The organism is Clostridium sp. CTA-19 (genome assembly GCF_054767855.1).
Map to the genome: position 1 here is coordinate 63,833 of NZ_BAAABH010000009.1, position 12,781 is coordinate 76,613.

A 12,781-nucleotide genomic window follows, 5' to 3' on the forward strand; every position below is an offset into this window, starting at 1 on the left:
AGAATAATATTGTTAAAGGCATAGGAAAACAATCATAGGCGTAAAGTTAAGCCTAAAAGTTCCAAATTATAGTGTTAAAAAGTAATAATGAAAAAATTTAAAACGATAGTCTGTGAAAATTTGAAAAAAATTCTATAGGAATTTATAAATCAGTTTTTAACAAATAATTTATTAAAACTAAATGTAGTTTTTAGAAAGAAGGTATTAATATGACTAAATATGAATTAAAAAACTTAAAGAAAATAGATATTAATAAAAATGTAAAGGAGATAGGAAAAATGCAAGAATTAATAAAAAATGTTGAGAAAGCTAAAAGTATAGATTTTGATAGTTTAGTAAGTTGTAATGAAGGACAAATAGAAACTGTAACTATGGCACAAAAAAAAGGTGTTGGTATAACAGCATTAGCTTTTGGTAAAGGAGAAGGTGTAGGTCCTCATGCAGCTAAAGGTGATGCATTAATATATATACATCATGGAGTAGCTACAGTAAAAATAGGTGATGAAATAATGGAAGCCACTAAGGGACAAATGGTGGTTATGCCAGCAAATATTCAACATCAAGTAACAGCTAAAGAGGATATGAAAATGCTTTTAGTAGTTGTTAAGGAGGATTAAAAAATGAAATATTTAAGAAATATAAAACCATTTGAAGCTATAGCTATGACTGACATGATAAAACATACAGGAAATAAAATAGCAAGTAAAGCATTAATAGATAATGACAATACAGAGATACGTTTTTTCTCTTTTGCAAAAGGTGAAAGTATTGATAAAGAGTACTATAATATGGAAACATTATTTGTGATGATTGAAGGTAGTGCTAAAATTTTATATAAAGAAAATGATGAAGTTATAATAAATACAGGTGATATAATAGCCATGGAATCTGAAATAAATTATGGAATAGAAGCATTAACAGATGTAAAGTTATTTAATATATTAGTAAAATCATAAAATTTATAAAAGTGTATTAAGACTATATAAGAGATTAAATATAAAATTCTTATATAGTCTTTTTTATAATCCATCATTATTATATTATTTAGATAAATATGAATGGGGAAAATATAAAAATACTATCAGAGGATAAAATAGTTAAAATTACTTAATATGGATAAAATATAAAAGTGATATCAAATTACTATTGGGTAAACCTAAGGTAGAATTTGTTAAGCTTCTTATAATGAATAATTAATTTAAATAGTAAACAATGTTAAAAATATTTACATTTACATATAATATAAAAAATGGTAAAATAAATCTATTAAAATATTTAAAGGGGGTCGTTACAAATGAAAAAAATAATAAATTCAAATGTGAAAAAAATTGATAATGCTAGAGACGACCTTTATAGTATTTTTTTAGAATGTTTATTTTGATGTTTTAAGTCATAGGGTTGTTTATGCTCTATGACTTTTTATATTTTATAGAAATATAAAGTCATAGATAGCTTAGTTTTATATAAGTTATATCTATGATTTTTTTATTTAAAAAGGGGGAAACTATAGGTTTTAAATTTTAAAAATTGGGGGAAAAATTAATGAAATTTAAGAGCAATGAAATTTATCATGGATTCAAATTATTAGAAGAAGAAAAAATTGATGAAATTCAATCCATAGCTAGAAGATTTGAACATATTAAAAGTGGGGCGAGACTTTTACATTTAGAGAATAGGGATGATAATAAATTATTTTCTATTGGATTTAGAACAACACCAACAGATAGTACAGGGGTTGCGCATATTTTAGAGCATTCTGTTCTTTGTGGTTCTAAAAAATTTAATACTAAAGATCCTTGTGGCGATGTGGAGAAAAGTTCTTTGAAGACATTTTTAAATGCTATGACGTATACAGATAAAACTCTATATCCGATTTCCAGTAGAAATCATAAAGATTTTATGAATTTGATGGATGTGTATTTAGATGCAGTTCTACATCCGAGAATATATGAAAATCATGATATATTACGTCAAGAAGGTTGGAGATATGAGTTTGATTCAAAAACAAATAAGTTATCTTATAAAGGTATAGTGTATAGTGAGATGCAAGGAGCATTATCTTCGCCAGAGGAAGTTATTATAAATGAAATATATAAATCTGTATTTCCAAACACTACCTATGCCTTTGTTTCAGGTGGAGATCCAGAAGATATACCTAATTTGACACAGGATAATTTTGAAAAGTTTCATAGTAAATTTTATCATCCATCTAACAGCTATATTTTCTTATATGGAGATCAGGATTTAGAAAAATGCCTTCAGTTCATAAATGAAAATTATCTTATGGAATTTGATAAAATAGAAGTTCCATCACATATAGAATCTGTTAATACTTTTGAGAAAATAGTTGAAAAAGAGTCAGAATATTCTATTAGTGAAGATGAAAGTGAAAAGAATAAAGCTCTATTAGCTTTGAATTTTGTATTTGAAGAGACAAGTAATGCAAAAGCATATCTAACAAAAGAAATACTTTATAATATGCTTATTGAATCGTCTGCATCGCCTATAAAGAAATCATTGCTTGAAGCAGAAATAGGAGATTGTGTGATAACTATTGATGATATGAATATGGATCCAACAAAACAAATGCTATTTCCAGTAGTAGTGAAAAATACAGATAAAAGCAAAAAGGAAAAATTCAAAGAGATTGTTTTAAATACCCTTAAAAATTTAGTGGAAAATGGTATTGATAATGATATGTTAAAAGCAGCTATAAATACAGTTGAATTTAATCTTCGTGAGGCAGATCCATGGAGAATTGCCAATAAAGGTATTCAATATAATGAAAAAGTTTTAAATAGTTGGATATATGATGGTAATCCTCTTGTTCACCTAAAATATGAAAAAAATTTAAAGAACTTAAAAGAGGAAATAAAAGATAGATATTTTGAAAAATTTATTGAAAAGAATATGGTTAATAATACCCATTGTTCACTAGTAGTTTTAAGTCCTAAAAAAGGATTAGAGAATATGAAGAATAGAGCTTTGGAAGAAAAACTTGAAAGTTATAAAAAATCTTTATCAGAAAAAGAATTGAAGAAACTTGTGGAAAAAAATGAACTATTAAAAGAGAATCAAAGTAGGGTTGATACAGAAGAAGAAAAGAAAACTATACCGAAATTATCTATGCAAGAAATATCTAAAAAGGTAGAAATAATTCCACAAGAGGTATTAAAAAAGAAAGGTATAACGGTATTAAATCATAATATTTATACAAATAAAATAGCATATGTAAATTTGTTATTTGATGCAAAATTTATTGAAGAAAAGTATATACCTTATTTAGGTCTTTTAGGAGAGGTTTTAGGAGAACTTGATACTAAAAAGAGAACTTATTCTCAATTGATTACGAAGATTTATAAAAATACAGGTGGAATAACTTTTGAAAATGAGATTTATACTGAAAAAGATAATATTATAGTATATCATCCTAAATTTACTATTAAGTCAAAAGTGATTTCAGAAAATATTCCTGAATTATTACATTTAATTAAAGAAATCATAACTACTACTAAATTTGATGATGTAAGTAGAATTAAACAAATAGTTAAAGAAGTGAAGTCAAAACTTAAAATGAGAATTATAAATTCAGGTCATGAAATAGCCATGAATAGAATTTTCGCTAAATTTTCCTATGCTCAAGATTATAAAGACAAGATTAATGGTGTTTCTTATTATGAATTTATATGCGACTTAGAAAGTAATTTTGAAAATAAATTTGAAGAAATTCAAAATAATCTTAAAAAGGTTTATGAAAGTATATTTAATAGAAATAATTTAATTATATCAATAGTTTCAGAGGGCACAGAAAGTAAAAAGTTACTTTCAAATATAAATGTAATTTTAGATAATATAAAAAACAAAGAATATAAAATTCCTAAAGTTGTATATAACCAAGGTAAAGATATAGAAGGGTTAATAACTGCTAGTAATGTACAATATGTATCTAAAGGATTTAATTTTCTAAAACTTGGTTATAGTTATTCAGGAAAAATGAGAGTGCTTCAAAATATAATTGAAAGTGAATATTTATATCAAAATGTAAGACTTCACGGTGGAGCGTATGGTTGTTATATGGTTATAAACCAAGATGGAAATTTAGCATTTTTCTCTTATCGTGATCCAAACCTTATAAAAACAATAGATGTATATAATGAAGCGTATAAGTTTTTAGAAAATATAAGTTTTAGCAAAGAGGATATGGAAAATTTTATAATTGGAACAGTAGGTAAGGTATATAAGCCATTAACTCCAGATAAAAAAGGAGAGAGGGCAGTTGCCAACTATATTTGTAATATAACCTATAAGGACATTCAAAATGAAAAAAATGAAATTTTAAGTACAACTATTGAAGATATAAAATCCTACGCACAAATGATTAAAAAAGGAATGGAAGAAAATTATTGCTGTGTAGTAGGAAATGAAATGAAAATTAGAGAAAATGAAAAAATATTTAACAATATAATAAAAGTATTATAAAAATAATATAGATGAAGTCTACTTTTCATTTATTAATTAGAAAATGTATGTAAACAAAAAAATATAGTTTTTGTAACATATCAGCTAAATTTAAAAAAAGTAAGGAAATTATCTACAATATACGGTTAGATTTTTAAAAAATTAAAGAATAAAAAGAAAAATATTCATAATATTTTTACAATGAACGTATTATTTAATATTGAAAAAACATCCAAACAAGTATAAGATGAAGCTTAGAGGTAAAAAATAACATAAATGTAATATGATTATAAAATATGATTGCAATTAATTTTAGCTTTGTTCAGTGTTCTTTTCTCCGTTTCTAGGGGTATATTTAGTATTTGAAAAGCTTAGTATATTTCAGAAGGGTGAGAAGCGCAATGTTCATATAACTTAACAGAATGTTTATATAGAAAGGGGGAAAAAATATGAAAATAGTAGTTAAGACAAATAAAAAACCAACAGGAATAATAGCAAGAAGTAGTTGTGGATATGGCTGTGGATATGGAGATAATCATATATGCTAGTTTAAGAAGGATAGACAGAGTATAAATAACTATCCTTGGTTTTAGACTGCTAACATTTTGTTAGCAGTCTTTGCTTACATATTTATTATATTTAATAATAAAGAAAATTATTTACATGCAATAGATTGTATGTTTGTATTGTATAAATATGTTAAAATAATTTAAAATGGGAGGAATTAAAATTGTTTAGATTTAAATTTAATGGTAATGATTCTATATTAGATTTAAAAAACAATTGTATTCAACTTGATGGGGAAGACATTGAATTGAATGATGATAGTTTAAATAGTCCTAAAAAAATTTATTATAAAATGAATGATGATTGCAATTTAAACTGTATATATTGTTTTCAAAAAAAAGATAAGAAGGCAATGAAAAATATAAATCTTAGAGAATACAATGAGGTTATATCTAAATCTATTAATAATGAGGAATATGAAATAGTAATATTTGGAGGAGAACCATTTATTGAAAAAAATATAAGAAATTTGGAGTATATATTTAGTACCTTAGAAAAAGAAAAGAAAGTATCATTATTTACTAATGGGTGCTACTCAGAAAAAATAAATATGTTAATAAAAGAAAATAAAGAAAAAATAAACTGTTTAATTATTACAATTGATGGTCCGGAAAAAATTCATAATAGCAGAAGAATTTTGTTGAATAATAATTCTTATCAAACTATAATAAAAAATTTAATTGAGTTACAAAAAGAATCAATTAATTTTACAATTCAAATAAATTTAGATAAAAAAAATATAGAATATACAGAGGATTTATTTAATGATTTACATTCAAAGTTTGGATTGAAAAATATACAAATTTCTTTAAATAGAGTATTGAGATCAGAAGATACAATTAGTGAATTAGACTTATTATATAAATATAAAGATTTAATAATAAAGTATGATTATGCTAATATCTATCTAAATTCAAATTTGTATATAAATTTGGCTGCATATATTTCAGGGAGTGGATATTATAAATCTCGTTGTGCAATTGGGGATACAATGGTTTTAGATTTTTCAACACAAAAAATATATTCTTGTCCACAAAATTTAGATACAGAAATAGGATATTTCACTAATAATTCTATAATATTGGATGATATGAAAAAAAATGAAATGAAAAATGTAGCAGGTAAAAAAAATACAAAATGTAAAATATGTGAATTTTCAAAGATTTGCTCTTTTGGATGCTATTTAGAAAGAAAGAATCTATCTGGAAATTGTAAAGAAATAATAAATAATAGCCTTAATTATATTTTAAAAAATTTTGATTGCTTTTTTAGAATGGAAGAGGAGTAAAAAGTATGAGAGAATCAATTTTTAATATAAAAGTTAGTGTAGATGGTAATGATTATATATATAATTCAAAAAATAATGGCATTATTCAAATATGTGATGAGGATTTATATAAAGAAGAAAATGTGAAATATCTGCTTGAAGAAGGATATTATGTAGAAGATGGATATGATGAAATAGCATTGTTGGAAAAAGAAGTAAATAAAAATATTAAAAATGAAAAAGAAGAGTTATCATTAACTGTATCATTAACAGAAAAATGTAATTTTGAATGTGTATATTGTTATCAAGATCATAAAGCGAAAGATTTAAGTATAGAAAATGCTGAAAAATTAGTTGAAATAGTTAAAGAAATGATTGAAGATAATAAATTTAAAGTTCTTAAGATTCATTATTTTGGAGGTGAACCGCTTTTAAATGTGGACATGCTATACTACTTACATGATAAATTTAAGAAAATTTCTAAAGAGTATAATATGGGGTATAAAGCATACCTTACAACTAACGGATCTAGATTAAATAAAGAGATTTTATCAAAGGTTAATTTTAAAAATATTCAGTTGACCTTTGATGGTTTAGAAGATACTCATAATAAGTTAAGAAAATCTTCAATGTTTAAATTCAAAGATACAATAAACCTAATATCGACTATTTTAGAATTTTGTGATAAAGTAACTATCAGATTTAATATTTGTGAAGAAAACAAAAGAGATGTAATTCCACTTATAGATTTTTTAATGAATAAATTTGGTTCAAATAAAATTAATTTTATAACAGCAAGAACAATAAAATTTAATGAAAAGGACAAAATTAATATGATAAGTTTTAAAGAGTATTCGGAGTTAAGTTTAAAAGCAGAAATGCGATTGAAAGAACATGGAGCAAAAATAGTTTTACCACAACGAGTGAAGTATCCATGTCCGTTTACAAATGGTAATGCTTTATCAATATCATCTGACTTATCTTTAAAGAAATGTGAAGAATCAGAAATATTATTAGAAATGCTTTCAAAAGATTCAATTAAGAAAAAAAATGAATATAATGTATTGAAATCATGTAGAAAGTGTAGGATATTACCTTTATGTTTAGGAGGATGTTATAAAAATAGACAATCTGGATATGAAGGATGTATTCCAGAAAAAAATAATATAGAAGATATAATTATTAATTATATAAAATTTGAAAGTTAGTATTAATATAAGGGTAAAACATATATCTTTTTAATTAATAGTTTATAAGAACAGATTAAAGTAATCTTTAATGTGTTCTTTATATTTTAAAATAATTTCTGATGATGAAAAGAAAAGTACATATTTTATTTGCTAATAAATAATGAGTTATATATTGATGTTAATTACAAGTAGATTCTATTTAAGTGGAAGGGTTTCATCATTGCTTATTAGCTATTCTCAATTTTAAGTTGATTGCAAAGTCTAAAGTTGGGGAATTAAGCTAAATTTTGTAAATTGGTACGAGAATAAGTTAAAATTTTATTTTGTAACCTTCAGCATTAACTTTTTAGTTTGTTTATCGAAGATGTTAGTAAATAGGTGTTTATTGATAGAAGGGGATATATATGAGAATTAGTGGAACATTAAATTCAATTTTAAACTCTATGGGACCTATGGAAAAAGGAAAGAATAACTTTTCTAATAAGCCTGTGAGTCCTTTAGAAAAGCAGAAGATGAAGTTAGAAGAACAAATGAAAAAGATTGAAGAAAGTAAATCATCTAAAGAAATTAAGGACAAATCAATTAAAGAACTTAAAGAAAAGCTTGAAGAAATTGAAAAACAATTGATGGAAGAAAAAACTATAAATTTAAATGAAAAGCCAGAAATTAAAAAAGCAGAAGATAAGGGGAGTAAAGAACGAAAAGTAGAAGAAGAAAATCATGAAACTTCTCATGTGATAAACAAAGACGTTATGAAAGGACTTATTTCAGCATCATGTCACGGAAAAATCGGGGAAACAGCATATTCAGTATATAAGGAGGCTATAGTAAAAGGTGATATGGATACAGCGCAAAGAGCATTAAGATATACTATGGTTGAAGTTAAAGAGTCATCAAAAAGTAAAAATTTAATTGCAAAGGGTATAAAAGAATATAACAAACAAACGGATAATATTAATAAAGATGATACTATAGAAGCTGTATCAGATAATGATGTTGTAGAAAATAGTTGAGCTAACGTTAAAATTAGTATAAATCTAAATAATAGAACATAGAAAAAAGGTACTGTATCAAAATAAAGTTTTTAAATTTCATTTTGGTACAGTACCTTTTTCTTTTTTATGTAAATAAATTATCTACAGACCGGATATATGGCCAGTAAGCTTACCATCTTTTTCAAAGACAGATACTCCAACTGTATTCCAATAACCTTCACTATTTCCTTCTGGATATAAGTTTATTTTTAAAGAAAATGAAACTCCTGTTTTTGTTGATAAGTCAGGACCTATAAATTCAGCTTTAGCAGGTTCTATATTTATACCTTGTCCATCTTTCAGCTCAAGTTGGATTTTTGTAGTTGCTAAAGCTTTTTCTAAGTTTTTCTTATCTTTATCGTTTATAGGTACGAAATCATTTTCACCAGTACTAGAATTGTATTCAGTACTTACCATATAGTCATAAGCAGTGACGTCACCATTAAAATATGCTGTTAATAAATCAAGAGCAAATTCTAGTTCTTTATATTCACCTTTTACGTAAGGGATTTTATTAAAGTCATCACATATTTTATCATATTGCTTTAAATCTTGTATATTTTTTATCCCTGTATATGTACCACCTAATTTCGAATTACTTGAAGCTTTTTCCTTAGATGAAGGGTCGTCTCCAGCTTTTTTAGAATTATCGCTATCTTCCTTTGTTGGAGATTTTTTATCATCTGTGGAATTTTTAGAAGTATCTTGTGTTGTTGATTCTTGTTTAGATTTATTGGAGTTTTCAGTAGGTTTTGAACAACCTACTGCTCCAAATAGGATGCTTGTAGATAGAACTAATATTAATGCTATTTTTTTTGCTTTCATAATTTTCCCCCTCTGTGATTTAATGTATAGTACTTCCTTTACATAAATTCAAATATATTATAACATTGACAAAAATTTTTTCAATGTTAAAAAAATGTTAATTAAGAATACTTTGAATAATATATATAATATTTTATTTAAATTTGATTAATAAAGTATGAATAAGATAAATAAATTATTAAAAATGTAAATAAATAATATTACTAATTTTTGCATGAAGAAGTTAGTAATATTATTTATATATACTTTAAAAATAATTATATTAATTAAATGTAATAGTGAATAGGAAGTTAACTTTCGATAAACATTAATTATGATATAATTTTATGATTATAAATTTTTTTATTTATAAAGATATAAGTCGAAAAAATTCTATATGTGAGATTAAAAAATTAAAGAAGGTATAAGGAGATAAAAAATATGCGCTTATTAATTATAGAAGATAATATAGAATTAGCTAATTCTATGAAAATTGGCCTTGAAAAAATGGGATTTATAATTGATGTTTCTAACACTGGAGAAGATGGTGAAGAAAAAGCTAGTGTAAATGAATATGATGCAATACTTTTAGATTTAAATTTACCGGATATAGATGGATTAGAAATATTAAAATATTTACGTAAAACAATGGTTAGCACTCCAGTAATTATAATTACTGCAAGAGATGAAACATCACAGTTAGCGTTAGGATTAGATACTGGAGCAGATGATTATATAACAAAACCTTTTCAATTATTAGAGTTAAGAGCTAGAATTCAAGCTGTAATTAGAAGATTTCATGGTAGAACTAATCCTATTATAAATATAGGAGAACTTAAACTTAATCCAATCACTAGAACCGTTGAAATAAAAAATAAACCTGTTATTTTAGCAATTAAAGAATTTGATATTTTAGAATATATTTGTTATAGGAATCCAGCTATTGTATCAAGTGAAGAAATAGCAGAGCATATATATGATGAAAGTTTCGATCCTTTTTCATCTGTGTTAAGAGTACATATTGCAAGGCTTAAAAAGAAATTAAATAATGCATATGGGAAAGATGTTTTAGTTAATATTAGAGGAAAGGGATATGTTTTATGCGTAGAGTAAATTTAAAAAGTGGGTTAGTTATAATTGTATATTCATTAATATTAACATTAGTTTTTGTTTATGGAATTTATGGAGTGAAAAACAGTTTTAATAATTTAGAAAATAATACAAGTATGAAAAATATTAAAGTATTAGCTTTAAGTTCTAATATAGAATTAAGTAAAGATAATTATTATAGAATACCGTACAAAGAAATATTACAAAATAGTATGGATGTATATGGAAATGACTATGATGAAAGAGCAGTTATGGTATCAGAAGAATTAGTTACTAATGTTGCTCAAATTGGAAAGGTATATGTAAAAAGTGGATTGGAAGATATAATAAGTACTATTTTAATGTTTTTTTCTATTTTTATTGTAGCATCTTTTTTATTATGGATAATTTTAAGTAAAATTCATGATAGAGAAATTGAAAATATTATAAAAAAGCTTAAAATGCCAGAGAATGATTTCGATCCAGCTTTGGTAAGCAGGGCTTTTGGGATAGCATATGAAAATATAGAAGATAAATTTAAACAAAATTTAGATGAGTATAAAAGATTAAATTCGTATCTATCGCATGAGCAAAAAAATGCTATAGCTATATTAAGAACTAAAATAGAGATTGATGGAAATGAAGAATATCTTAAATTTATGGATAATCTTACAGATAGTATTGATGATGTTTTAACTTTGAGTGACTTAAAGGTTGATAATGGTATGACGAAAGTAGATGTTGCATTAATATGTGCAAGAATTTGTGATACATATAAAAAAACATACCAATATATTGATTTTGACTTTAACGATGAAAGTAATACTGAAATTTTAGCAAAGGAAAGGTGGATATATCGTGCAATAAGCAACTTGATTGATAATGCAGTAAAATATGGAGAAGGAAAACCTATAAAAGTATATGTAAAGAATAAGAACAATAGCGTTATTGTTACTGTAAAAGATAATGGTATAGGCATGGATAAGAATTTTGTAGAAAAGATATTTGATAATAAATACAGAATTAATGAATTAAATAAAGATGGATATGGAATTGGATTAAGTTTAGTATCCCATGTATGTGATTTATGTGATGGAGTTATAATGGTAGATAGTGAAATAAATAAAGGATCTTGCTTTTATTTATCTTTTTCTGAATGTAAAGAAATTAATAAGAGATAAATTGAAAAATTTGTTGAAATGCTTAAAAATAGGTTCTAAAAGCAATGATATTGGCAGTTATGAAGACAATAAGTTAGTCACCACCAGTAGAAAAAGTTAGATGTATTTTTAATTAGTGAAATTATTTTTAAAATTGATAGTCTGTTATTTTGAGTAATATCTATTGGTATAGGAATTATATATATAATGAAATATGAATCAAGAAAAAATTATTAGAAAGGAATTATCAATATGAGTTTATTGAGTTTAAAAGATGTAAGTTATATATATGAAGGTGAAAAAAATTATGTTTTTAATAATATAAATATAAATTTCAAAAAAGGAAGAGTTTATGGTATAGTTGGAAAATCTGGAGAAGGAAAAAGTACTTTGGTATCTTTAATGTCAGGAATTGATACCTGTAAAACAGGTGAAGTATCATATAATGGTAAAACCTTAAAGAAAATAGATAAAGAATTGTATAGAGCAAAATATATAGGAGTAATATTTCAAAGTCATAATTTACTTTTAAATGCAACTGCTAAAGAAAATATATTATTATCCATGAATATAAGCAATATTAAGAAAAAAAATAAAAATAATTATGTATATAACTTATTGAAAGATGTAGGAATTGATATTTATACAGCTAATAAAAAAATTTTTAATTTATCTGGTGGAGAACAACAATATGTAAGTATAGCTAGGGCGTTAGCAAATAATCCAGATATAATAATTGCAGATGAACCAACAGGGAATCTAGATAGTGATACAGAAGAAAAAATTATGAATATTTTAGTATCATTAGCTCATCAACGTAATAAATGTGTTATTATAGCCACTGATTCCAAGAAAGTATGCATGTTCGTTGATGAAGTTTGGGGATTAAAATCTGGAAAGCTATTATTTATAAAATAGATTAATATTTACTTTATAAAGAATAAAAAGATAAAATGATTAAAAATTTATAAGAATAAGTGTAACAATTAAATAAGAAAATTAAGGGTAGTTTAAATTTTATAGACTATCCTTTTTCGTAATTTTCAATTACTTTAGTTGTATTTGTTTTTTCTAAAGGGATAACAATAAGTATAACTGGATTTAATTAAAGAAAGCTGTTAACTAGAAGAAAAATATTAATCTTAAATTTTCTTATTTGATAAGTGAATAAATTATAAGTTCAATTTGAAACTTTATAATAAGCAATAAGGT

At 24.4% G+C, this 12,781-nt stretch carries 10 protein-coding genes; 9 read left to right on the top strand and 1 reads right to left on the bottom strand.

Features of this window, described 5'->3' with window-relative positions:
- Positions 1-209 precede the first annotated feature (209 nt).
- The 6 genes from ACYUE0_RS06960 to ACYUE0_RS06985 all read left to right on the top strand — a co-directional run bounded on the left by ACYUE0_RS06960 (position 210) and on the right by ACYUE0_RS06985 (position 8,495).
- On the top strand, positions 210-617 hold the full coding sequence (locus ACYUE0_RS06960; protein ID WP_010293405.1) for a cupin domain-containing protein: 408 nt from the start codon (positions 210-212) through the stop codon (positions 615-617).
- 3 nt (positions 618-620) lie between these two features.
- Entirely contained in the window at positions 621-956 is a 336-nt protein-coding gene (locus tag ACYUE0_RS06965; RefSeq protein WP_061994450.1) for a cupin domain-containing protein, read from the top strand.
- A gap of 586 nt (positions 957-1,542) precedes the next feature.
- The gene (locus tag ACYUE0_RS06970; protein ID WP_460269989.1) at positions 1,543-4,479 is read left to right on the top strand and encodes an insulinase family protein; all 2,937 of its coding nucleotides are present in this window, start codon (positions 1,543-1,545) and stop codon (positions 4,477-4,479) included.
- Between the two features lie 709 nt (positions 4,480-5,188).
- Positions 5,189-6,313: a radical SAM protein gene (locus tag ACYUE0_RS06975; RefSeq protein WP_460269990.1), complete on the top strand. Its 1,125-nt coding sequence runs from the start codon at positions 5,189-5,191 to the stop codon at positions 6,311-6,313.
- Positions 6,314-6,318: 5 nt separating this feature from the next.
- Positions 6,319-7,500, top strand: coding sequence for a radical SAM protein (locus ACYUE0_RS06980; protein WP_460269991.1), 1,182 nt, complete (start codon positions 6,319-6,321; stop codon positions 7,498-7,500).
- Positions 7,501-7,886: 386 nt separating this feature from the next.
- On the top strand, positions 7,887-8,495 hold the full coding sequence (locus tag ACYUE0_RS06985) for a hypothetical protein (RefSeq protein ID WP_460269992.1): 609 nt from the start codon (positions 7,887-7,889) through the stop codon (positions 8,493-8,495).
- Between the two features lie 123 nt (positions 8,496-8,618).
- Here ACYUE0_RS06985 and ACYUE0_RS06990 read toward each other — a convergent pair whose 3' ends face one another.
- On the bottom strand, positions 8,619-9,341 hold the full coding sequence (locus ACYUE0_RS06990; RefSeq protein WP_460269993.1) for a hypothetical protein: 723 nt from the start codon (positions 9,339-9,341) through the stop codon (positions 8,619-8,621).
- A 420-nt stretch (positions 9,342-9,761) separates the two neighbouring features.
- Here ACYUE0_RS06990 and ACYUE0_RS06995 point away from each other — a divergent pair, with 420 nt between their 5' ends.
- The 3 genes from ACYUE0_RS06995 (at position 9,762) to ACYUE0_RS07005 (ending at position 12,487) form a co-directional block, all read left to right on the top strand.
- Positions 9,762-10,433, top strand: coding sequence for a response regulator transcription factor (locus tag ACYUE0_RS06995; protein WP_061994445.1), 672 nt, complete (start codon positions 9,762-9,764; stop codon positions 10,431-10,433).
- Positions 10,421-11,590 (top strand): sensor histidine kinase, encoded by a 1,170-nt coding sequence (locus ACYUE0_RS07000; RefSeq protein ID WP_460269994.1) that lies wholly within the window; start codon positions 10,421-10,423, stop codon positions 11,588-11,590. The genes ACYUE0_RS06995 and ACYUE0_RS07000 overlap by 13 nt, the downstream gene beginning before the upstream one ends.
- 231 nt (positions 11,591-11,821) lie before the next feature.
- Positions 11,822-12,487, top strand: coding sequence for an ATP-binding cassette domain-containing protein (locus ACYUE0_RS07005; RefSeq protein WP_460269995.1), 666 nt, complete (start codon positions 11,822-11,824; stop codon positions 12,485-12,487).
- The last annotated feature ends 294 nt before the right edge of the window (positions 12,488-12,781 follow it).